At 73.5% G+C, this 21,947-nt stretch carries 15 protein-coding genes; 1 reads left to right on the top strand and 14 read right to left on the bottom strand.

Annotated features, from left to right (window positions below; translation table 11 throughout):
• Window positions 1-4: 4 nt before the first annotated feature.
• The 14 genes from E0L36_RS10140 to E0L36_RS10075 all read right to left on the bottom strand — a co-directional run bounded on the left by E0L36_RS10140 (window position 5) and on the right by E0L36_RS10075 (window position 20,208).
• A complete protein-coding gene (locus E0L36_RS10140; RefSeq protein WP_180928482.1) occupies window positions 5-1,294 on the bottom strand; it encodes an FAD-dependent oxidoreductase in 1,290 nt (429 codons plus the stop codon).
• Window positions 1,291-2,700 carry an FAD-dependent oxidoreductase gene (locus tag E0L36_RS10135; RefSeq protein WP_180928481.1) on the bottom strand — a complete coding sequence of 470 codons (1,410 nt, stop codon included), beginning with the start codon at window positions 2,698-2,700 and terminating at the stop codon, window positions 1,291-1,293. The genes E0L36_RS10140 and E0L36_RS10135 overlap by 4 nt, the downstream gene beginning before the upstream one ends.
• Entirely contained in the window at window positions 2,697-4,802 is a 2,106-nt protein-coding gene (locus E0L36_RS10130; RefSeq protein WP_180928480.1) for a molybdopterin oxidoreductase family protein, read from the bottom strand. Before E0L36_RS10130 ends, E0L36_RS10135 begins: the two co-directional genes overlap by 4 nt.
• The gene (locus tag E0L36_RS10125) at window positions 4,795-6,177 is read right to left on the bottom strand and encodes an MFS transporter (protein ID WP_180928479.1); all 1,383 of its coding nucleotides are present in this window, start codon (window positions 6,175-6,177) and stop codon (window positions 4,795-4,797) included. Before E0L36_RS10125 ends, E0L36_RS10130 begins: the two co-directional genes overlap by 8 nt.
• 88 nt (window positions 6,178-6,265) lie before the next feature.
• A complete protein-coding gene (locus E0L36_RS10120) occupies window positions 6,266-7,015 on the bottom strand; it encodes an SDR family oxidoreductase (RefSeq protein WP_180928478.1) in 750 nt (249 codons plus the stop codon).
• Window positions 7,016-7,175: 160 nt separating this feature from the next.
• Window positions 7,176-8,699 carry an FAD-binding oxidoreductase gene (locus E0L36_RS10115; protein ID WP_180928477.1) on the bottom strand — a complete coding sequence of 508 codons (1,524 nt, stop codon included), beginning with the start codon at window positions 8,697-8,699 and terminating at the stop codon, window positions 7,176-7,178.
• Window positions 8,696-9,541 (bottom strand): aminotransferase class IV, encoded by an 846-nt coding sequence (locus E0L36_RS10110; protein ID WP_180928476.1) that lies wholly within the window; start codon window positions 9,539-9,541, stop codon window positions 8,696-8,698. Before E0L36_RS10110 ends, E0L36_RS10115 begins: the two co-directional genes overlap by 4 nt.
• 4 nt (window positions 9,542-9,545) lie before the next feature.
• Window positions 9,546-10,802 (bottom strand): FAD-dependent monooxygenase, encoded by a 1,257-nt coding sequence (locus E0L36_RS10105; RefSeq protein ID WP_180928475.1) that lies wholly within the window; start codon window positions 10,800-10,802, stop codon window positions 9,546-9,548.
• Between the two features lie 33 nt (window positions 10,803-10,835).
• The gene (locus tag E0L36_RS10100; RefSeq protein WP_180928474.1) at window positions 10,836-12,533 is read right to left on the bottom strand and encodes a class I adenylate-forming enzyme family protein; all 1,698 of its coding nucleotides are present in this window, start codon (window positions 12,531-12,533) and stop codon (window positions 10,836-10,838) included.
• 39 nt (window positions 12,534-12,572) lie between these two features.
• Window positions 12,573-14,045: an AMP-binding protein gene (locus E0L36_RS10095; RefSeq protein ID WP_180928473.1), complete on the bottom strand. Its 1,473-nt coding sequence runs from the start codon at window positions 14,043-14,045 to the stop codon at window positions 12,573-12,575.
• A gap of 94 nt (window positions 14,046-14,139) precedes the next feature.
• Window positions 14,140-16,254: an aminodeoxychorismate synthase component I gene (gene pabB, locus E0L36_RS10090; protein ID WP_180928472.1), complete on the bottom strand. Its 2,115-nt coding sequence runs from the start codon at window positions 16,252-16,254 to the stop codon at window positions 14,140-14,142.
• 46 nt (window positions 16,255-16,300) lie between these two features.
• A complete protein-coding gene (locus E0L36_RS10085; RefSeq protein WP_180928471.1) occupies window positions 16,301-17,692 on the bottom strand; it encodes a 3-deoxy-7-phosphoheptulonate synthase in 1,392 nt (463 codons plus the stop codon).
• Window positions 17,693-17,746: 54 nt separating this feature from the next.
• Window positions 17,747-19,123, bottom strand: a complete 1,377-nt coding sequence (locus E0L36_RS10080; protein ID WP_180928470.1) for an aldehyde dehydrogenase family protein — start codon at window positions 19,121-19,123, stop codon at window positions 17,747-17,749.
• Window positions 19,123-20,208 (bottom strand): AMP-binding protein, encoded by a 1,086-nt coding sequence (locus E0L36_RS10075; protein WP_180928469.1) that lies wholly within the window; start codon window positions 20,206-20,208, stop codon window positions 19,123-19,125. Before E0L36_RS10075 ends, E0L36_RS10080 begins: the two co-directional genes overlap by 1 nt.
• Window positions 20,209-21,212: 1,004 nt before the next feature.
• On the opposite strand from E0L36_RS10075, the gene E0L36_RS10070 reads away from it, so the two are divergent.
• Entirely contained in the window at window positions 21,213-21,929 is a 717-nt protein-coding gene (locus tag E0L36_RS10070) for a class I SAM-dependent methyltransferase (RefSeq protein WP_219636149.1), read from the top strand.
• Window positions 21,930-21,947 lie beyond the last annotated feature (18 nt).

Below are 21,947 nucleotides of genomic sequence, written 5' to 3'. Positions count from 1 at the left end.
CCTCTCATCGGGTCGGTTGGTGCCCGGGTCGGGCGCCCGGGCGGGCGGTGGGTACCTCCCGGCCGGGGAGGAACCGGTGGGCGGTTCCGGGCGCGGGGAGCAGCAGCTGTTCGAGGTCGGCTGGTAGCGGGCGTCCGATCAGTCCCGCGAGGACATGGGGGGAGCAGGTGTCCCCGGCGAGAACGCCGCCCACGAGGATCCCGGTGTCCCGCCGGAGGAGGACTCGGACGTGGCGGGTGGCGTCCTCGGCGAAGACGAGGTCGAGGGTCTGGTCGTCCGGGACCGTGTCGCCGAGGACGGCGACGTTCACCCCGAGGAGTTTGAGTTCGGTCTCGTGCGCGCTGGTGCTGTCGAAGGGGGTGGCGGGCTGGCCCAGCAACTGTTCGACCACGCTGTCGGCCATGCGGTATCCCGGCGCGACCAGGCCGTGGCACCGTCCCTCGACCGCGGCGCACTCGCCGACGGCCCAGACGCGCGGGTCGGAGGTGCGACAGTACGCGTCGACGGCGACGCCGCCGCGCGGGCCGCGGTCCAGTCCCGCGGTGACGGCGAGTTCGTCCCGGGGGCGGATTCCGGCGGCGAAGACCACCAGGTCGGTCTCCAGAACGGTGCCGTCGGAGAGCGACACGGCCGCGACGGTTCCGTCCGGCCCCGCCTCGACGGAGTCGAGGCCGGTGGCGCACCGCGCGTCGACGCCGCGGAGGGTGGCGTGCCGGTGCAGCACGCGGGCGGCGCTCGCGTCGAGTTGCGCGGGCATCAGGTGGGGCGCGGTCTCGACGACGTGCGGGCGCGCGCCGAGGAGTCGCAGGGCGCTGGCCGCTTCCAGCCCGAGGAGGCCGCCGCCCACCACCACGGCGGGGCGGCCGGGGCGCGCGGCGGCGCGGAGGGCGTCGAGGTCCTCGAAGGTGCGGTAGACGTGGCAGCCGGGGAGGTCGTGTCCGGGCACCGGAGGGACGAACGGCCGCGAGCCGGTGGCCAGGACGAGGGCGTCGTAGGGCACCTCGTCCCCGTCGGCGGTGCGCACCGTCCGGGCCGCGCGGTCGATCGCGGTCGCGGGGCGGGACAGGCGGAGGTCCACCAGGGGGTCGCTGGCGAAGGTGGCGCCGGTGAGGGTGAGGTCGCCTCTGCCCTTGCCGTCCAGATAGGAGGAGAGGTGGACGCGGTCGTAGGCGGGGTGGGCTTCCTCGGCCAGGATGACGACGCGCCAGGCACCGCCGGTGTCGCGCGTCCTGAGCCGTTCGGCGGTCCGGTGGCCGACCGGCCCGTACCCGGCCAGCAGGAGTGTGCGGGTCACGACGCCCTCCCCAGTCGGTTCGCGGACTCGCTGGCCCAGCTGGAGCAGAGGGCGCGCACCCGCTCGTGACAGTTGCCGCAGCCGGTGGTGGCGCGGGTGGTGGAGGCGAGGGCGGCGACGGTGCGGGAACCGGCGTCCCAGGCGCGGGCCAGGTCGCGTTCGGAGACGCTGTTGCACCGGCAGACCAGGACGTCCCCCTCCGGTTCGGTCTCGTCCGCGGCGGGCCGGGGCGGCAGGTCCAGCAGCAGCCCGAGCCGGTCTGAGGGGAGCGGCCTGCCGCTCCGGTGCAGGCTACGGATGGTGGCGATGGCACGGGGTACGCCGAGCAGCACCGCGGTCACCACGCGGTCGTCGCGCAGGGTGAGGCGGGCGTACCGCTGGCGGGTCCGGTCGGTGAGGGTGACGGTGCGCAGGTCCGGCGCGTGGTCGTCGGCCGGTTCGCCGAGGCGGCAGAGGTCGACCGCCGGGGTGCGCAGACGGAGGGTGGGTGGGGCGGGCCGGTAGTGGGCGGGGTGCCCGGTGAGGGTGGCGGCGAGTACCTCGGCCTGTTCGCGCGCGGCGTCGATGCCCCGGGTGGCCCGGTCGCCGGGTGCGGCGCAGTCGCCGATGGCGCGCACCCGTGGGTCGGAGGTGCGCAGCTGGTCGTCGACGGTGATCCCGTCGCGGACCGTCAGGCCCGCCTCCTGGGCCAGGCGCGTCTCGGGGGTGACGCCGGTGCACAGGACGAGGGTGTCCGCGTCGAGGTGGGTGCCGTCAGCCAGCCGTACGTGGCCGGGGGCGCGGTGCGTCACGGTGGTGCCGGTCCGGACGGCGACGCCCGCGTGCCGCAGGCGCGCGGTGAGCATGTCCCCGCATGTGCCGTCGAGTTGGGCGGCGAGTGGGTGGGGTTCGGCGCACACCAGCGTGGTCGCGAGGGAGCGGTCGGCCAGCGCGCTGGCGGTCTCCACCCCGAGTGGCCCACCGCCGAGGACGACCGCCGTCCGTCCGGTGACGCGCTCGCAGTCGGCCGCGTCGCGCACGGCCGTCACCCCGGTCGCCAGCCGTCCGCCGGGGCCCACGGACCCGGGGATGGCGGGGAGTTCGGGGCGTGCCCCGGTGGCGAGGACGAGGGTGTCGTAGGGGTGGGTGGTGACGGCGCCTCCCCGCCGGGCCCGGACGTGCCGTCGCGAGCGGTCGATGCCGAGGGCGACGGTGTCCAGGTGGACGCGGGCGCCGGGTGGCGGTGGGAGGTGTGTCGCCTGGGGGCTGAGCCGCCCGGCGAGGACGGCGGTGAGCAATGGCCGGTGGCAGGCGGGGGTGGGTTCGGCTCCCAGCAGGGTGACCTCTCCCCGGTGTCCGAGCTGTGCAAGACGTTCCGCGAGGCGGTGGGCGGCGGGCCCGTTGCCGATGACGAGCACCCGGTTCACGGTGTCTCTCCCTGTTCGGGGGCCGGGGTGACCCGGACCGCGCAGACCTTGAACTCGGGCATGCCGCTGACGGGGTCGAGCGCCGGGTGCGTGACCAGGTTCGCGCGGCCCGCCCCGGGAAAGTGGAACGGCAGGAAGACGGTGTCGGGGCGCATCGTCGCGTCGAGCCGGGTGCGGGCGGTCATGCTGCCGCGCGCGGAGGTGATCCGGGCCAGTTCGTGGTCGGCCAGTCCGGACTGACGGGCCGTGTCGGGGTGCATCTCGACGAACGGCTCGGGAACGGCCGCGCGCAGTTCGCCGACTCTGCGGGTCTGCGCGCCGGACTGGTAGTGCGCCAGCACCCTGCCGGTGGTGGCGTAGAGGGGGTAGGGGTCGCTGGTCTCCTCCGCTGGCCCCCGGTGGTCGACCTCGGCGAACCGGGCTCTGCCGTCGGGGTGGGCGAACCGGTCGTGGAAGAGGCGTGGGGTGCCCGGGTGCGGTTCCGGGGTTTGGGGGCAGGGCCAGTACAGGGCCTCTCCGTCGTCCAGACGCCGGTAGGTGATGCCCGAGTAGTCGGCCCTGCCGCCGCGCGAGGCCGCGCGGAGTTCCTCGAACACCGTCCGCGGTTCGGTGGGGTACCGCTCGGGGGGTTCGCCGAGGCGCACGGCGAGGTCGTGCAGTACCCGCAGGTCGTCGCGGACTCCGTCCGGTGGTGGCAGCAGGGCGCGGCGGCGCAGCAGGCGGCCTTCGAGGTTGGTGAGGGTGCCCTCCTCCTCGGCCCACTGGGCGACGGGCAGGACCACGTCTGCCAGGCGCGCGGTCTCGGAGGGGACGAAGTCGGCGACGACGAGGAGGTCGAGGGCGGCGAGCCGTTCGGTGACGCGGGAGGCGTGGGGGGCGGAGACGGCGGGGTTGGAGCCGAACACCAGGAGGGCTCGTGGTCCCTGGTCGGTGCCCAGCGCGTCGAGGAGTTGGTAGGCGGGTCGTCCGGGGCCGGGCAGTTGGTCCGGGCCTACGCCCCACACTCCGGCGACGTGGGCGCGGGCGGCGGGGTCGGTGATGAGCCGGTATCCGGGGAGCTGGTCGGCCTTCTGTCCGTGTTCCCTGCCGCCCTGTCCGTTGCCCTGGCCGGTGAGGCAGCCGTAGCCGCTGCCGTCGCGTCCGGGGAGGCCGAGGGCGAGGGCGAGGTTGATGAGGGCGGCGGCGGTGTCCGTCCCGGTGCTGTGCTGTTCGACGCCGCGTCCGGTCAGGACGTACGCGCCACGGGAGCGGGCGAGCATCCGTACCGCCTGGTGCTGGGCGTGGGCGGGGACGCCGGTCACCTCCTCGACCCGTTCGGGCCGCCAGGTCAGGGCGCGGTGTACCGCGGCGTCGAAGCCGTGGGTGCGCTCGCGGATGTACGTCTCATCGAGCAGTCCGTCCACGGTGGCGGCGTGCAGGAGGCCGAGGGCGAGGGCCAGGTCGGTGCCGGGGGCGGGCTGGAGGTGGAGCGCGGCGCGTTCGGCGGTCGGGGTACGCCGCGGGTCGACGACGATCAACTGGGCGTGGGTGAGGTGCCGCATCAGCGGCGGCATGGTCTCGGCGACGTTCGCGCCGGCCAGCAGGACCGTCTCGGCGCGGGCGAGGTCGGTGACGGGGAAGGGCAGTCCCCGGTCCAGGCCGAAGGCGGCGTTGCCCGCGGCGGCGGCGGACGACATGCAGAACCGGCCGTTGTAGTCGATCTGGCTGGTGCCGAGGGCGAGCCGGGCGAACTTGCCCAGCAGGTAGGCCTTCTCGTTGGTCAGGCCGCCGCCGCCGAACACCGCCACGGCGTCGGGGCCGTGCTCGTCGCGGATCGCGCGGAGCCGGTGGGCGACCGTGTCCAGCGCGGTGGTCCAGGAGGTGCGGCGCGGCTGACCGTCCGGGCCGCGCAGCAGGGGCTGGGTCAGCCGGTCGGGCGCGGTCAGGAGGTCGGGCGCGGTCCAGCCCTTGTGGCACAACCGGCCCTGGTTGACGGGGAAGTCGGCAGGACGCACCGTCACGCCGTCGCGTCGGCCGCCGCCGAGTGTCGTGCCGCACTGTAACGCGCAGTACGGGCAGTGGGTGGATACCTGGGCGCCGGTGGATGTCGGTAGGTCACACATGATCGGCTTCCCTGACGGTGGCGACGGGCTGCTGCTGGACGGGGTCTGGCCGCGAGTAGACCCTCCGGAGCACGGCCAGGCAGAGGGCGTAGTACGCGAGGAAGGCGAGGAAGGCCGGGACGCCGCTGCCGAAGCCGTCGTAGGCGAGGGTGAAGGCGAGGTTGACGGCGGCTCCGCCGAGCGCGCCGATCGCCCCGGCCAGCGCGATGACCGCGCCGGAGAGGCCGCGCGAGCGCGCGAACGCGGTCCGGGCGTCGCCCCCGGTGGTGATCTCGTGCTGGGCTCGTCTCGCGAACACGGCGGGGATCATCTTGTAGGTGGAGCCGTTGCCGAGTCCGCTGAGGACGAAGAGGGCGGAGAACCCGGTGAGGAACAGCGTGAAGGAGTGCAGGCCCGCCGCCGCGACGAGCAGCGTGGTTCCGCCGCCCATGCCGAGGAAGACCCAGAAGGTCACCCGGGCCCCGCCGAGGCGGTCGGCGAGCCGGCCGCCCAGGGGACGCGCGAGGGAGCCGAGCAGGGGGCCGAGGCAGGTGTAGCCCACGGCCTCCGCCGGGGAGGCGCCGAACTCCGCGCGCAGCACGAGGCCGAAGGCGAAGCCGTAGCCGATGAACGAGCCGAAGGTGCCGACGTACAGGAGGGAGATCCACCAGGTGTCGGGGGTGCGGAGGGCCTCGCGCTGTGCCCCCGAGCGGGTCCGCACCGTGTCGGCGGTCGCGAGGTTGTCCAACTTCCAGGCCGACAGCGCGGTGGCGACCAGGATCAGCGGGACGTAGACGGCCGCGACGTAGGCGGGGTGGGTGTCGCCGGCGAGGACGATGACGGCCAGTCCGACGAGTTGCACCACCGCGACGCCGAGGTTGCCGCCGCCCGCGTTGAGTCCCAGGGCCCAGCCCTGGAGGCGCTGCGGGTAGAAGGCCGTGATGTTGGTCATCGAGGAGGCGAAGTTGCCGCCGCCCACTCCGGCGAGGGCCGCGATGAGGAGGAACACCCACAGGGGTGTTCCGGGCCGCTGGACGAAGTGGAGCGCCAGCAGGGTGGGGAGGAGCAGGATTCCGGTGGCGAACACCGTCCAGTTCCGCCCGCCGAACCGGGTCACCGCGTAGCTGTAGGGCAGCCGCAGGAGCGCGCCGACGACCGTGGGGACGGCGACCAGGAGGAACTTCTCTCCCGGTCGGAAGGAGAGGCCGATCTCGGGGGACATGAACAGGACGAGAACGGCCCACAGGGACCACACCGAGAACCCGACGTGCTCGGAGAGGACGGACAGCGCGAGGTTGCGGCGGGCGACGCGGTGGCCGCCGCGCGCCCAGGCGTCCTCGTCCTCGGGGTTCCAGCCGGTGAGCCAGCCTTTTCGGGTGCCGTGTGCTGCGGGCATGAGCTACTCCGGAGGGGTCACGTCCCCGGGCCCCGCACGGCCGGGGCCCGGGGAGAGGACGGCTGGGAGGTGGGCGGCCGCCGCTGGGTCAGCCCACCATCTTCGTCAGGTGCTCCAGGTGCTCCGCGTAGGTGCCCTCGGCCGCGGCGTAGCGGATGGGGCGCACCTGCCCCACCAGGACCTCGGGGGCCCCGGGGTCGGCCGTGAGCAGGGACATCACCTCGTCGAGGAACTCCTCCAGCGGCATGGCCCACTCGGCCTCCTGCTGGTTCATCAGCGTGGTGCGCACGCCGGGGGGAGCGATCTCGTGCACCTCGACCGGTGTCCCCCGCAGCTGGACGCGGAGGCTCTCGCTGAAGGAGTGCAGGGCCGCCTTGGTCGCGCTGTAGGTCGGGGTCGCCGGCAGCGGCACGAAGGCCAGCCCGGAGGTGACGTTGAGGATCGCGGCGTGCTCGCGCTCCCGCAGCCGGGGCAGCAGGGCGGCGGTCATCCGAAGGGTGCCGAGCAGGTTGGTGGACACCGTCCGCTCGGACACCTCCAGCCAGTCGTCGCCGGACAGGTCCTCGGGCAGCATGATTCCGGCGTTGTTGATCAGGACGTTCAGCCGCGGGTGGGTGCGGGCCAGCTCCTCGGCGGCCGCACTGATCGAGTCGGGGTCGGTGACGTCGAGTCGCAGGGCGGATATGCCCTCGTGCTCGGCGCTGATGCTCTCCAGCAGGTCGGTGCGGCGGCCGGCGACGATCACGTCGTTGCCGGCGTCGCGCAGTCGCAGGGCGAGGCCGAGGCCGATGCCGGAGGTGCCGCCGGTGATCAGGATGGTGTTTCCGGTGAGGCGCATGGGGATGTCCTTCCGGCCGCGCGAGCGCGGCGTGGCGGTGGCGGTGGTGAGGTGGTGGCGGGGCGGGGCGCGAGGTACACGCGGAGCGCGGTACGCGGGTGGGGGGCGCGGCCCGGGCGCGGGGGTGGCGGGGCCTCCCCCGCGCCCGGGAGGACGGGGCTTACGCGGGAACGGCGTGGGGGAAGGTGAAGAAGCCGTGCGGGTCGTAGGTGCGCTTGATCTCGCTCAGCCGCGGCAGGTTGGGCCCGTAGTAGGCCTCCGCGTGGTCGGTGAGTTCGACGTCCGGGAAGTTGACGTAGGACCGGCCGTTGGAGTACGGGTCGATGGCGTCGAACTGGTCGTTGACCCAGCTCTCGGCGGCGGCTCGGTCCTCGGCGTCCGGCGTGGGGTCGCTGAGGTTGACCATCAGGGTCCCGCTGTAGAGGGCGTCACGGTGTGGCCAGGCGGTGGAGTCGACGGACGGTATGTTGGCGTTCTTGCCCAGCGCGAGGAGGCTGACGGCGCGGGACTGGCCCGCGCGGCGGTCCTTGTCGAAGGCGGCGAGCAGCGCGTCCACTCCGGAGGACGGCAGGACGCGGCTGAACTTGCGCCCCCGGTTCTTGACCCACGCCTGCCGGGGTACCGCGGCGTGCCGGTTGGCTCCGACGAGGCGGCACTCCTCGGGCGCGGTGTCCTCGCAACCGAAGACGCGCATCATCGCCTTCTCGTAACTCATGTCCTCGACCGCCCGGGTGGCCGGTTCCTTCCCCACCAGCGAGACCAGTTCGGCCAGTTCGGCCTCCAGCTGCTTCATGGTGCCCAGGTGGGCGCCGGTGACGACGAACACCGGCTGGGCTCCGGGCTTGGCGTCGGGGAGGTCGAGGATGCCGTCGGCGGCGAGGTCGGCGGAGGCCCGCACCGACCAGTCGAGGAAGCCCTGGACGGCACGCTGGGCGTCGTCCCAGGACCAGGTGAGCGTGTAGTGGCCGACCCGGGGGATCCGCGCGGGCTCCAGCTCGAAGTCGGTGACGATGCCGAAGTTGCCGCCTCCCCCGCCGCGCAGCGCCCACAGCAGGTCGCGATGGCTGTCCTCGGAGGCGGTGACGATGCGTCCGTCCGCCAGCACGACCTGGGCGGAGCGCAGACTGTCGGAAGCGGGGCCGTACTTGCGGTAGAGCCAGCCGGTGCCGCCGCCGGTGAAGAAGCCCCCGGGGCTGACGGTCGCGCAGAAGCCGCCGGGGACGGTGAGTCCGTGCGGTGATAACTGGGAGACGATGTCGACAGCGAGTGCCCCGGGACCGACGGAGACGGAGTCCGGCCCGGGGCGCACGCGGTTGAGGCGGGTGAGGTTGATGACCATGCCCTCGGAGGTGGACCACCCGCCGTAGCTGTGGCCACCGCTGCGCACGGCGGTGTGGACGCCGTTGTCCTGTGCGAAGAGCATCGCGGTCCGGACGTCCCGCGCGGTTTCCGCCTGGACGACGGCCTGCGGGTGGATGGAGTCGAACATGGCGCTGGCGAGCTGCCGGGCCCGGTCGTAGTCGTCGTGGCCCGGCGTGACCAGGTCGCCGGTCAGCTTGCTGGCCAGATGGTCCCACGGCACGGTGCTGCCCGGCTTGGGACGGGGTCGCGCGCCGATGACGGAGACACCGGCCGTCGCGCTGAGTCCGACCCCGGCTGCCAGCAGTGACCTGCGGTTCATCATGCGGAAGTTCCTCCCTGAGTGATGGTTCCCTGCGGTGCCGGCCGGTGAACGGCAGCCGGCAGGTCACTGGCCAGGGCCGTCAGCAGTCGCTGCCAGCGCGGGGCTCGTTCCGCCGGTGCCGCGGGGTGTTCGACACCCACCCAGTCCGTCACCGGCCGGATACCGTACAGGGCGTTGACCAGCCACGTCTCGCAGTCGAACAGCTCCGCCGGGGAGACCGTCTCCTGCCGGACCGGCACGCCGTTCCACCTGGCCAGCTGGACGACGAGGGCGCTGGTGACGCCCGGCAGCAGGTGGGGGCCGGGAGGGGGCAGGCACAGCGTGTCCCCCCGCCACCACAGGGGGCTCGCCGTCGTCGACTCGGTGACCGCGCCGTCCGCGGTGCTCAGCAGGGCGTCGTCCGCCCCGGCCTCCTGGGCCCGCCGCCGGATTCCGGCGAGCAGGTCGAGGTCGGGTCCCTTGCGGTACGGCATGGCGCGCGGATCGGCGTGCGGCCAGGGCAGGACGCGGATGACGGCGCCGCGGTGGGGAGCGTGGCGCAGCCACAGGGACAGGGCGCCGCCGGGCCGCAGTTCCACGCGCGGGAACCACGCTCCGCGGCGCGGCAGCCGGGCGAGGACGTCCCGCCAGAAGTCCACGCGCGCCCGTTCGGCCACGCCCTCCCGGGCACAGGCCCGGGAGAAGCGTTCCGCGTGGCGTCCGACGTCGCGGACACGGCCGTCCTCCACCAGCCAGGAGTCGGCCGCCAGCAGCGGGCCGCCGGGGGCGGTGGCCGGGCCGAACCCCTCGTCGGGGTCCCAGCGGAGCCACTGTTCGGCCGGGGCCGGATCCGTCGGGTTCATCGGCTCAGTACCGTCCTCGGGTGTTGGTCGGCGCCCCCGCGCGCGGTCCGTACGGCGCCCGCTCCAGCCACTCGCCGCACGCCGGGATCACCGGGGACAGTGAGGCCCCCACGGCCTGCCGCAGCCGGGTCAGCCGGCTCCGGGGGCGCAGGTGCGACAGGGCGGTGCGCGCCGCCTCGCTGTTGAACCGGGCTGCCTCCCGCCGTTCGGTGGCGAACGTCCCGACCGGGTGCGCGCTTCCGGCCGGGTCGGCGAGGGCCTTGGCCACCGCGTCGGCGGCGGCCACCGAGTCGGCGATCCCGCTGTTCATCCCCCGGGCGCCGAAGGGCGGAAAGAGGTGGGCGGCTTCCCCGACGAGCAGCACCCGGTGCCGCGGGTCGGTGAAGCGCTCCGCGACCACGTGCAGGAAGTGGTATTTCGACACCCACAGCATCCGGGTGGCGTACTTCTCCCCCACCACCCGCGCCACCCAGCGCGCGGCCGTCTCCTCCCCGGCCCAGTCCTCGGGGCGATCGCCGTCCTTGCACTGGAGGTCGAGCTGGAAGCCGCCCGCGAACGGCACGCGCATCACGCTGCGTCCGCCGAGGGCCGGATGCTCGTAGGTGAACACCCGCTCCAGCGGCGCCGGATCGTCGGGGTCCTCCTCGATGTCCACCACCACGTGGAAGGACTCGGAGCGCTCGCCGTGCAGGGGGATCTCCTGGGAGCGGCGGACCGCCGACCGCGCCCCGTCCGCGCCGATGACGTAACTCGCCTCGTACACCGCTTCGTTGACGGTTCCCGCGGTGCCGGTGTCACCGCCGGTGCGGACCCGTACGCCGTCGTCCGTGACCGCGACGCCGGTGACCGGTGCTCCCCAGCGGAAGGTGACGCCCTCCTCCCGGCAGGCCTCCAGCAGGTGCCGCTCCGTCTCGACCTGCCGCAGACTGGTGAACGGCGGGAGTGCGCTGGTCTGGTGGGGCGGGTAGCTGCGGGCGAAGACCTCCCGGGTGCGGTAGACGGTGCGCCGGGTCGGCCACACCACCCCGTTGCGGGTCAGCGTGGTCTCCAGTCCCGGCCTGATCTGGCCGAGCAGGCGCAGCGACTCACGGTGGACGAACAGCGCGCGGCTGCCGGGGCGTGTCCGGTCCTCCGGTTCGGCCTCCAGGACGGTGACCGGCAGACCGTGGCTGCGCAGCGCGAGCGCGGCGGTGAGTCCGACCGGCCCGGCGCCGGCGACCAGGACGGGGGCCCGTTCGGGCCGATGGGCATGGGGCGGCATGACGGTTCTCCTCGGGCTCGTCCGAACAGCTCGTCAGTCGGAGGCGCCCGTGGAGGGCACGCTGTTCTCCGGGACCTCGCGGACCTCGGGGGTGTCGGGATTCTCGCGCAGCATCCTGGCGATCTCCACCCGCTGTACCTTCCAGGTCGAGGTACGGGGCACCTCGGTGAACGGCCAGTGCAGGGGGGCGGCGAGCGGGGGCAGACCGGAGGTGGCGCGGGCCCAGCGCTCGGGGTCGAGCGGGGCGTCCCCCCGGGTGCAGACGACCGGGACCGGCTCCCCCTCGGGGCTGGTCACGATGATGACCTCAAGGAGTTCCTCCAGGCGGGAGAGGAGGACGTCCTCCAGTTCCAGGTTGCTGTCGATGTCGCCGATCTGGTCGATCTCACGGTCGATGAGGTGGAGCCTGCGGAAGCGGCCGAGGGAGCCCATGTCACCGAGGCGCCACCAGCCGTCGTGGATGTTGTCGAGGTAGCGCTCGTGCTCGCCGAGATAGGTCATCACCCGCCCGCGGCCGCGGAGTTCGAGGTGGCCCGGCTCGCCCCGGCGCACCGGCCGGCCGCTGTCGTCGACCACCCGCAGCCGGATGAAGCCGGGCAGGACGTAGCCGACGTCCCGGCCGTCGTTCCGCGCCGCGCTCTTCCTGGTGTACCAGGCTCCGGAGATGGGCCCGGTCTCGCTCTGCCCGTACAGCTGGACGAGCAGCGGGCGCGGGCGGGCGGACGCCCTGAGCAGCCGCTGGATGGTGCGGGGGTGGATGGCGTCGAAGGTGCTGCTGTAGTAGCGGACGCTGGAGAGGGGGGCGCCCGGCGCGTCGGCCAGGTCCTCCCACTGGATGAAGTTGTTCGGGTGCGTCTCGACGAGGCCGGGGCGGTGCCGGACGAATATCGGCGCGATCCGTTCCGGCGCCGGGTCGTTGAGGATGACGAGCGGGTTGCCGTAGTTCAGGAAGACGCCCAGGGAGTGGAAGAAGCGGGAGTGCACGAAGGACATGCACAGCGCCACCGTCTCCTTCTTCCGGATGGGCCAGGCGATGACCTGCTGGGGCAGCAGCCGGTGGTGGAGCGCCGTCGCGTTGTGGACCATCAGCTTGGAGACGCCCGTGGTGCCCGAGGTGTGGGTGATCAGGGCGGGTTGTGAGGGGTGCATCCGCACCGCGGGGCGGCGGGGCAGCCCGTTCAGCTCGGCGAGCAGCCGCAGTTCGGCGTGTGGCTCGGTCCCGGCGAGCAGCGTCTCGTGGGTGAGGTCGCGGACGGGCACGCCGTCCAGCGGCCCGGTCAGCTTGGCGGCGTCGGTGATCAGCCAGGGCTTGTCCAGCCGGGTCAGCAGTTCGCTGACGATCTCGCCGGGGAGGACGGAGGAGATCATGACGGGCACGGCGCCGATCCGGGCGACCGCGCTGGCCAGCAGCGAGATGTCGAAGTTGTCGGTCTTGTGGACGGCGACGCGTTCACTGGGCCGGACGCCGGTCTCCCACAGCCGGGCGGAGAGGTCGTCGACCACGTCGGCGAGGGAGGCGTAGGTGAAGGCGGTTCCCCGGTCGGGGAAGGTGGAGAGCGGCTGGTCGAGGGTGACCGGCACCGCGGGGTGGGTAGCGGCGGCCCGCTCCCACAGCAGTCCGAGGTAGAAGGCCTTCTCCGGCGCTGGCCCGGAACTCCCGGGCGACGCGGCGGGCTTGAGGATCCGGCGGAGCAGGGGGAGCTGACGGGCGGTCGGGAACGCAGAGAGCATGGTGAGACCACTTTCTGGGCGGGTGGACGGGGGCCGGGGTCACCAGCTGCCGTGGCGGACGAGGAAGCGCTGGAGCTTTCCCGTGGCGGTTCGGGGCAGGACCGGGGTGACCCGTACGGAGCGCGGCACCTTGTAGGGCTCCAGGTGGGTCCGGGCGAGAGCGAGGAGTTCCGCCTCCAGCGCCACCGGGTCGGTGCCGTCCTGGCGGGGGACCACGTAGGCACGGAGTTTGGAGGCGCCGCGCTCGTCGCGGAGGCAGGCGACCGCGATGTCGTGGACCGCCGGGTGACGTGCCAGCACGCGCTCCACCTCCAGCGGGGAGAAGGTGATGCCGCCGACCATCTCCAGGTCGTCGGTGCGTCCGCACGGGGTCAGGCTGCCGTCGGGGTGGCGCACGGCGCGGTCGCGGGTGCACAGCCAGCCGTCCACCAGGGTGCGGGCGGACTCCTCGGGCAGCCCGTGGTATCCGCGGGTGACCGTGGGGCCGCGCACCCACAGCTCCCCCACCGAACCGTCCGGTACGGGCCGCCCGGCACGGTCCCGGATCTCCGCCTCGAAGCCGGGGGCCGGGCGGCCCACGGTGCCGGGGGCGTGGAAGGCCACGCCGTTGGTGGCGATGGCGTGCCCGGCCTCGGTGGAGCCGAGCTGGTCGTAGAGGGGCGCACCGAGGAAGGCGGTGGCGCGCTCGCGGAGGTCGTCCGTCAGGCGCTCCCCGGCGGAGACGGCCGCGCGAACGCTGGCGAAGTCGGCGGCGTCGGTCTCCGCGAGGATGTTGGCGTAGGCGGAGGGGACGGCGAACAGGTAGGTGACCCGGTGCCGGGCGGCGAGGGCGGCGATCCGGGCGGGCTTGGGCGGTTCCGGCTCCAGGACCGCGGCGCCACCGGACCAGAGCGGGAAGGCCAGGGAGTTCCCCAGCCCGTAGGCGAAGAACAGCTTCGAGACGGAGAGCGCGACGTCCTCCGCGCCGAAGCCGAGGACCTGGGCGCCCGCGCCCGTCTGGTACAGCTCCAGGTCGGCGTGGCGGTGGACAACTCCCTTCGGTAGACCGGTCGTTCCAGAGGTGTACTGGAGGTACAGCGGCTGGTCGGCTGAGGCCGGGGCCGCCGGGGCGGGGGCGCGGGTGGCGGCGGAGGCCAGCAGCCGCTCCCCCGTCAGCCGGGGCGCGTCCGGGAAGTGGCCGGCCAGCGTGTCCTCGGCGAGGACGAGGTGGGCGCCGCTGTCCTTCGCGAGGTACTGGTGCCGTTCGGCGGTCAGGCCGGGGTTGGCGAGGACGGCGACAGCGCCGAGCCGGGCGGTGGCGAGGAACGCGACGACCCACGCGATGCCGTCGGGCAGCGCGATGAGGACGCCGCGGCCCGCGGTGACCCCGTGCTCGGCGAGTAGCGTGGCGGCGCGGGCGGAGAGGTCGTGCACCCGCCCGTGGGTGACCGTCCGGTCCGCCTCGTGGAAGGCCGGACGGTCGGTCCAGCCGCGTTCCGCGGTGGCGGCCTCCAGCGCTGCTGCGACGTTCATGGGCGGTGGGCTCCCGTCGTCGGTGGGTGTCGGTCCCCGGGTTCGCGGGGGTGCGCCGCGGTCGGTGGTGGTCCGCCGGGCCGGTGGCGGGCGGTCACGCCGGGGTGGGCTTCCGCTGGCGGAAGGCGCGCAACGGGGCGGTGGCCTTGAGGACCATCTCGTCGAACTCCTCGTCGGCGTCGGAGTCGAGGACGATCGCTCCGCCGGCTCCCACCCGCCACCGGTCCCCGACCCGGACGGCGGTGCGGATGACGATGTTCAGGTCGGCGGTCCCGTTGGTGGACAGCAGGCCGATGGAGCCGGAGTAGACCCCGCGGGCCTCGGTCTCCAGCGCGTCGATGATCTCCATCGTGCGGAGTTTGGGAGCGCCGGTCATCGAGCCGCCGGGGAAGCAGGCGCGTACCACGTCGATGGCGTCGAACCCGGCGCGGACCCGGCCCCGGACGGTGGACACCAGCTGGTGGACGGTGGTGTAGCTCTCGGTGACCATCAGCCGGGGCACGTGGACGCTGCCCACCTCGCACACCCGCCCCAGGTCGTTGCGGAGCAGGTCCACGATCATGAGGTTCTCGGCGCGGGTCTTCGCGCTGGTCGTCAGTGAGGAGCGCAGCGCCTCGTCCTCCGCCGGGGTCGCGCCGCGCGGCACCGTCCCCTTGATCGGCTTGGTCTCGGCGACGCCGGACCTGTCGATGCTGAGGAACCGCTCCGGCGAGGAGCTGGCGATCTCGACTTCGCCCAGTCGCAGGTAGGACGCGTACGGGGCGGGGTTGGCCCGGCGCAGGGCGCGGTAGTAGGTGTAGCCGTCGATGTCCTCGGCGGGCAGCCACGCGCCGGTGGTGAGGCACACCTCGTAGCTCTCCCCCGCCCGCAGGTTGCGGTCGATCTCCTCGATGCGGGAGCGGTAGGCGGCGCGGCCGAGGGTGAGCCAGGACTCGGCGTCGACGCCCTCACCGATCTCGACGGGCTCGGCCGGGCGGAGCGACAGGAGCGTCGCCGCCGTCGTGTCGAGCCAGCGGACGGCCGCGGCCTCGGTTCCGGCGCGCAGGTCGCTGAGGGCGAGCAGGTAGGTGCTGCCCTCCTGGTGGTCGACGACGATGACCCGGTCGGCGAAGATCCAGACCGCGTCCGGCGCCGGTGAGGTGTGGGTGTTGGCCGAGCCGAGGTCGCCCTTCAGCTCGTAGCCGAAGTACCCGACGTAGCCGCAGGTGAAGTCGAAGGGCAGGCCGGGCACGTCCAGGCGTCGGCGGCTCAACTGCCCCTGGAGGTAGTCGAACACGGTGCCCGGGACGCGCCGCACCCGTCCGTCGCTCCCCGTCACCTCCACCCCGCTCTCGTGGGACCGGTAGCGGACGGTCTCGGCGAGCGGGCCCGAGGCGTCGCCCAGGTAGGAGAAGCGGGAGCGGCCCGGTTCGACGTGGGCGCTGTCCAGCCAGTAGGCGGGTACCGGGGAGTCGCCGTACAGGCGGGTGAAGGCGGCCTCGGTGTCGGCGGCGGTCTCCAGGGTGCGGACGTGCACCTTGAAGCCCGCGGCGGGTCCGTCGGGCGGCAGGCTCCGGCGCGCGGGGGCGGTGGGGCCGGGTCGCGCCACGGGGGTGCGCGCCGCGGCACGGGCGGAGGGGTGGCGCCGCTGGTGGTCGAGGGTGAGCGTGCGGAAGTTGTCCAGCATCCGGCGCCCGTGTTCGGTGGAGACGGACTCGGGGTGGAACTGCACGCCCCAGAGGGGGCGGACACGGTGCCGCAGCCCCATGATCACGCCGTCTTCCGACCAGGCGGTCGCCTCCAGGGTGTCCGGGAGGGGCGTGGCCACGCTCAGCGAGTGGTAGCGGACCGCGGTGAAGTCCTGCGGGAGCCCGGCGAAGACGTCCCGTTCGTCGTGGGTGATCCGGCTGAGGTAGCCGTGCCGCGGCTCGGGGGCGGGCACCACGTCGGCGCCCTCCCCCAGGCCGATGCCCTGGTGCCCGAGGCAGACCCCGAGCACGGGGATCCGCGCGGCCTCCAGTATCCGCGCGGAGACGCCGAAGTCGCGGGGGCGGGCGGGGTGTCCCGGTCCGGGCGAGATGACGACGTTGTCGAAGGCCGTGAGGTCGATGTCGGCGGCGTCCGGCGCGTCGTTGGTGACGACGACCGGTTCGGCTCCGTTGACCTCCGCTATCAGCTGGTACAGGTTGTACGTGTACGAGTCGTAGTTGTCGATCAACAGGGTTCTCATCGCACTGCCTTCCCGGGACGCGGTGTTGCGCGAGCTGCGGGGCGGGTCAGCCCTTGACGATCAGTTCGGAGACCGTCTGGGCGGCCAGGAGCGCCTGGCGGTCGTTGAGGCGTGGGTCGCAGAGCGTGCGGTAGGCACGGCCGAGACCGGCCTCGTTCCGCGGGCCGTCGGCGTCGAGGCACTCGGTGACGTGGTCGCCCGCGATCTCCAGGTGGACGCCGCCGGGCCACTGGCCCGACCCGTACATCACCTCGAAGAATCCGGTGATCTCGTCGAGCACGGCGCTCATGTGCCGGGTCTTGAACCCGTCCGCCGTCGTGACGGTGTTGCCGTGCATGGGGTCGCAGGCCCACACCACCTCGTGGCCCGCGGCGCGGACCGCCTCGCTCAGGACCGGAAGTGACTCGCGCACCTGGCCGGCGCCGAAGCGCCCGATGAGGGTCAGCCGTCCCGGTCGGCGGTGCGGATCGAGCCGGGCGCAGAGCTGGGTGAGCGCCTCCGGGCTGGTGCGGGGGCCGACCTTGCAGGCGACCGGGTTGGCGACCGCCGTGAGGAACGCGACGTGCGCGCCGTCGGCCCGGCGGGTCCGCTCCCCGATCCACGGCAGGTGGGTGGAGAGCAGGTAGTGCTCCCCGGTGTGCGCGTCCCGGCGCACCAGTCCCTGCTCGTAGTCGAGGACCAGCGCCTCGTGGCTCGTCCACAGGCCGGTGTGCCGCCACCCGCCGTCGTGCCTGCTGGTCTGGCCGTAGTCGGGCAGCACGGAGCGCAGGCTTCCGTCCCAGGCGCGCAGGGGCAGGTCCCGTACGTCGGCGGTGTGCCAGCGGTGCAGCGCGGACGCCCGTTCGTGGGCGAGCAGATGGAGTTCGTTGAGCACCGCTCGGGCGGTGGTGTAGGCCGTCAGCATGCGCCAGGGGTCGGGGACCCGGGCGGCCGCCTCGGGTGTGTGCGCGTTGACCATGTCGCCGCGGTAGACCGGCAGGACCTGTCCGTCGACGGTCTCCTCGGACTGCGAGCGGGGCTTGGCGTGCTGGCCCGCGATGCGGCCGACGGTGACGGTGGGCAGGTCGCAGTGGCTGCTGATCAGCTCGGCCATCTCCCCGATGACGCGGTGCTTCCCGCGTACGGCGGTGAGTCCGGCGGCGCCCACCGGTTCGGCGCAGTCACCGGCCTGGAGCAGGAACGCGCGGGCCGCGCCGACGTGGACGAGGGCGGAGCCGAGGCGGCGTACGTCGGCCGGCGAGGTCAGCGCGGAGGCCAGGGCCAGCTGGTCCTGGACCTGCACGACCGCGTCGAGGTCCGGCCACGGGGGCTGTTGCTCCGCCGGGAGGTTGCGCCACTCGGTGACCGGCGGCGGAGGCGCGGCGGGTGCTGGAGGGGCCGGTGCTGGAGGGGCCGGTGCTGGAGGGGCCGGCGTGGGGTGGGCGATGCGCAAGCTCATCACTCCCGTCGGTGGGGCATGGAGGGGCTCGGGGTCGGTGACGCGGTGGACCGGTCAGTCCGGGTTCTCGGAGGTGACCAGGCCCTTGGGTTCGAGCAGGAACTGGGCGAGGCTGCCGTCGTGCGGCGTCTCGGGAACCCCGGCCCAGGGGGTGGTGCGGCCCGTGACGACCTTGCGCACCGACGGCTCCCGCAGCGCCTCGTCCGCGAGACCGGCGTGCTCGCCGGGCAGGCTGACGACGAGGGAGTCCCGCAACGGACGGACACCGTCGGCCGGTTGCCAGGGGGCCACGACGACGAAGGGGAAGCCCAGCTCCGTCCCGGCGACCGGGGCGTCCGCCCGGTCGGTGGAGACCACCAGGGGACGCATGACCCGGGTGCCGTCGCCCGGGTCGGCGAGCGGCGCGCCGCCGTAGCGGTGGCCGCTGTGGTCGACGGCGTCGGCCGTGAGACCGGCGAGGTGACCCGCCATGGCCTCACCGGTCTCCACGCTGACGGCGGGCAGCGTGGCGCGTTCGTCCAGGACGGGGAGGACTGGGAGGTCGGCCAGCCGCTCGGCGAGCGCGTCGGCGAGCGGCCGGACCGGTCCGCTGGTGAGGACCAGCGAGATGTTGTTGCACCGCACCCCGCCGTCGTCGGAGGCCCAGCGGACGAGGTCGTCGAGCAGCTCCTTGTCGTCCTCGGCTCCGGCTCCCACCAGCGCCTTGCTGCGGCCGGGGCCACGCACGAGGACGTCCCCGCGCCGGGCGTACCGTTCCGCGGCGGCGGGACCTCCGTATACCAGGCCCAGGTCGGCCTGGTCGAGCAGGTGGTCACCGGCCTGATGGTCGGCGGGCAGGAAGGCCAGCTTGTCCGGGGCCAGACCGGCGGCCAGCAGCGCCGCGGTCAGCCGGCTCGGTGTGAACGGGTCCTTGGTGCCGGGGCGGACCAGGACGGCGAGGCCCATCGCGAGGGCGCGGACCCAGGTGACGTTGGGTTCGGGGTGGTTGTTGGGCACGATCGCGGCGAGGAGAGGACCGCGCGGCACCCACAGGGTGCGGTGGCCGGGGGCCTCGAAGGGCGCGGGGTACTCGGCCCGGTTGACGCGTTCGATCACGTTGAGCTGGTCGCGGATGCCGCGGATGGCGCGGGTGATGGCCGGTCCCGGTGTGCCGGTGGCGAGGGTGACCCGCCGGCGGTACTCATCGGGGGACTCGCCGTCGAGTTCGGCCGAGGCGAACAGCTCGCCCGCCGTGGCGAACAGCTCGGGCGCGGGGCGGGATCCGTCCGCCGCTGCCCGCAGTCGGCGTACGGCCGCCTGGACGAGGAGCTTCGGGGCGAGGCCGACGGAGGCGAGCACCGTGCCGTCCACCGCGGTCAGTTCGGTCCGGTCGCGGCTGTCGACGGCTTGGCCGCCGAGCACGGGGTTGATCGCGGGCGGAGTGGCGGCCATCAGTAGACCCCCTCGATCGCGGCCGGAGCGTCGGGGGTACGGGGCGGCGCGACGTCGGCGAGTCCGTCGACGTCGTCGCCCTTCGCCGGGGGCACCCGGATCGCGGTGTCACGCTCCAGCATGTTGGGCAGGAAGAGGTCGCTGCTGAGCTGGTGGATGCGGACCTGGCCGCGCTCCCCGTACGCGACGGCGTTCCCGGTGCCGGGGTCGACCAACTCGACGATCGACTGCGGGTGGTAGGGCCGGAAGACGCACGGGTGGGGGTCGTCCGCGGCGCGGGGCCGCTGCGGGGCGATGCCCATCAGGGTGTTGCCGTAGATGGCCGCGACCGTGGCGTCGGGGAAGAAGGTCTCCTCGATCTGCCGCAGCGACTCGGGGCTGATGCTGGTACCGGCCCACAGGATGGCCCGCAGCGAGCGGGCGAGCTTCTCGTACAGGCCGGGGCGCGCGCAGACGGCCTCCAGGACGGGCGGGGTGATGAACAGCACCGCGATGTCCTGCGTGCCGACGACGAGTTCCATCTGGTCGAGCAGGTAGTCCCGGTACTCGCTGGCCAGTTCCACCCGCCCGGCGCCGATCAGCCGCTTCACCCAGCGGGGGTCGAAGTCCAGGGTGAAGCACATGGCGCCGCGCAGGTGCGCCAGCCGCCGGATGGAACGGCCCACCACGTGTGGCCCGGTGGGGCCGACGTGCAGCCAGTGTCCCCGGTCAGGGAAGCCGTGCTCGGCGAGCACCTCGCTCACCCAGTCCACGTTCCGGGTGCGCGCGGAGCTGTCGATCACCCGCTTGGGAGCGCCGACCGTGCCGCCCGACTCGAAGACGTCGAAGCTGCCGCCCGCGCCGCCCCGCGGGATCAGGTCCTCGACGGGGACGGTGCGCAGCTCGTCGCTGATGTCGGGGAACCGGCGCAGGTCCTCGACGCCGGAGACGGCGGTGAGCGGATCGAAGCCCAGGTCCGGGGCCTTCCGCAGCCAGAACGGGGAACCGGTGTCGGGGTCGAAGTGCCAGCGCAGGATGGCGCGCAGGTGCTCTGGCTCCGTCATCGGGGGGTCGGCGGGCGCGGTGTGGTTCGCCACGTCAGTCATGGGTGTCCTGTCCGTTCGGTGTCACCGGGCACGGGAATGCGGAACCCGGGACGGAACGGCACCGGGTTCGGAAGGCTGAGCGGTCCGCGGATGGTTCGTCCGGCGCACCGGCGGCACGTGCCGCGGGAACGGGGCCGGGGGCGTGGTTCCGCACTCACTCTGGGTCGTGCGTCTGCGTCATCCGCGCCACGGCCGTACGAACGGCCGGGGGCGTGGCGGGCCCGCCGGATACGGGTCGAGGCCAGGCCGGGCGCGGGGAGGAGCACGCGCCGGGCGGACGACGTCCGCGTGCCGGGGCGCGCTGGAGACAGCTCGGGAACCGCTCCCCCATGGCCTGGAGGCTGGCGCCCGTGCCTCTTGCTCAGGCGGCGGTCACGACTCGCCCCGCTCCCGCGGGACATGGCCGTGTACCACCGACAGGCACGGTGACAGTGGACCTGACACCGCCCTGAGGGTTCACCGACGCCGGATGGCGTGTAAAGCCCGGTGCGGAGAATATGTCAGGTCCGGCCATCACCACCCGCCGCCCGTCACCCCGGGTCGCGCGGGGCGAGCGTGGTCACCGCTCCTCCCGCTCGCACGGGACGCGGCCATGTACCACTGGCTGGCGCGGTGGCAGTGGGCCTGGCACCACTGCGAGCTTCACCGACACCGCCGAGGGTGTAAAGCCCGGCGCGGAGAATATGTCAGGTCCGGCCGTCACCACCGCCCCGCCCGGCCCGCGCGGGGCGGGGTGTCCGGCGCCCGGTCGGTCTCGGGGTCGGAGTCGACGGGTGGGCGATCCGAACTCCGCGGCGCGGGGGTCCGGTGGGAAACGCGGCCGAACCGCCGGGGGAAAAGGCGGCGACATGACACATTCCCACGGTTCCGCTTTACACATCGACCGGCGCTGGCGAACGATCCAACCGTAATCCCGTCATCCGCATCGGCACCGTGCGGAATTCCGGTGGCCGCGCACCGTGACGGCGAAGAACACCAGCACCACCGACGAGAGGGATGTGTGCATGAGCCGATTCGAGGCAATGTGGGACCGTTTCTGGACCGACCTCAGCGATACCCCGGGAACATCTCCGTGGGACGTGGATCCCACCTATGTGGCCCAGGCCCACCTGCACTTGTTCGGCAGCGTCCTCGACCCGTCCCTGCCGGTGGTCGACGTGGGTTGCGGCGACGGCGCCCAGACCGCGGCGATCGCCCAGCGCTTCGACCGGGTGCTGGGGGTCGACGTCTCCCCGCAGGCGCTGGAACGCGCCCGTGAGCAGCACTCCGGCCCCGGCGTCCAGTACGAGCGACTCGATCTGCTGCACCCCGAGCAGGCCGCCGCGCTGCACGATCGCATCGGGGACGCGGGGCTGTACGTGCGCACCGTGCTGCACGCCTTCACTCCTGACGAACTGAAGCTCGCGGTGGCCTCGCTCGCGCATCTCGCGGGCGACACCGGTGGCGCTTTCTTCTACGAACTCGCCCCGGAAAGCGGGGATTTCATCCGTGGTCAGCTGGAAAACAACGGGGTGCCGGCGGAGAAGTTCGGTTTCGTCTTCGAGCGCGTTCCCCTTCCCCAGTCCCGGCCGGAGGGAACCCTTCAGCGGGAACTCGCCGCCGCCGGATTCGACATTGTCTCGACGGCCCCCATCGACTATCAGGGAACCGTGTCGGACGGCGGCCGTGCGGTGAATGTCCCCGCGTTCTTCGTCGTCGCGCGTGCCAAGGGGGCCAGCTGATCGGCGGCGGGACACGGT

It is taken from the genome of Streptomyces sp. AJS327 (genome assembly GCF_013450295.1).
Lineage (GTDB): Bacteria > Actinomycetota > Actinomycetes > Streptomycetales > Streptomycetaceae > Streptomyces.
The sequence above is the reverse complement of the archived record's forward strand: the minus strand, read 5'-3'. Positions and strand labels throughout refer to the sequence as shown.

What these genes read in the sequence shown, in the direction of transcription:
- E0L36_RS10070 (WP_219636149.1), top strand. Translation starts at nt 21,213, where the DNA reads ATGAGCCGATTCGAGGCAATGTGGGACCGTTTCTGGACCGACCTCAGC.
- E0L36_RS10125 (WP_180928479.1), bottom strand. Translation starts at nt 6,177, where the DNA reads ATGCCCGCAGCACACGGCACCCGAAAAGGCTGGCTCACCGGCTGGAAC.
- E0L36_RS10110 (WP_180928476.1), bottom strand. Translation starts at nt 9,541, where the DNA reads ATGAACCCGACGGATCCGGCCCCGGCCGAACAGTGGCTCCGCTGGGAC.
- E0L36_RS10130 (WP_180928480.1), bottom strand. Translation starts at nt 4,802, where the DNA reads ATGTGTGACCTACCGACATCCACCGGCGCCCAGGTATCCACCCACTGC.
- E0L36_RS10115 (WP_180928477.1), bottom strand. Translation starts at nt 8,699, where the DNA reads ATGATGAACCGCAGGTCACTGCTGGCAGCCGGGGTCGGACTCAGCGCG.
- E0L36_RS10095 (WP_180928473.1), bottom strand. Translation starts at nt 14,045, where the DNA reads ATGAACGTCGCAGCAGCGCTGGAGGCCGCCACCGCGGAACGCGGCTGG.
- pabB (WP_180928472.1), bottom strand. Translation starts at nt 16,254, where the DNA reads ATGAGAACCCTGTTGATCGACAACTACGACTCGTACACGTACAACCTG.
- E0L36_RS10120 (WP_180928478.1), bottom strand. Translation starts at nt 7,015, where the DNA reads ATGCGCCTCACCGGAAACACCATCCTGATCACCGGCGGCACCTCCGGC.
- E0L36_RS10100 (WP_180928474.1), bottom strand. Translation starts at nt 12,533, where the DNA reads ATGCTCTCTGCGTTCCCGACCGCCCGTCAGCTCCCCCTGCTCCGCCGG.
- E0L36_RS10075 (WP_180928469.1), bottom strand. Translation starts at nt 20,208, where the DNA reads ATGACTGACGTGGCGAACCACACCGCGCCCGCCGACCCCCCGATGACG.
- E0L36_RS10080 (WP_180928470.1), bottom strand. Translation starts at nt 19,123, where the DNA reads ATGGCCGCCACTCCGCCCGCGATCAACCCCGTGCTCGGCGGCCAAGCC.
- E0L36_RS10085 (WP_180928471.1), bottom strand. Translation starts at nt 17,692, where the DNA reads ATGAGCTTGCGCATCGCCCACCCCACGCCGGCCCCTCCAGCACCGGCC.
- E0L36_RS10105 (WP_180928475.1), bottom strand. Translation starts at nt 10,802, where the DNA reads ATGCCGCCCCATGCCCATCGGCCCGAACGGGCCCCCGTCCTGGTCGCC.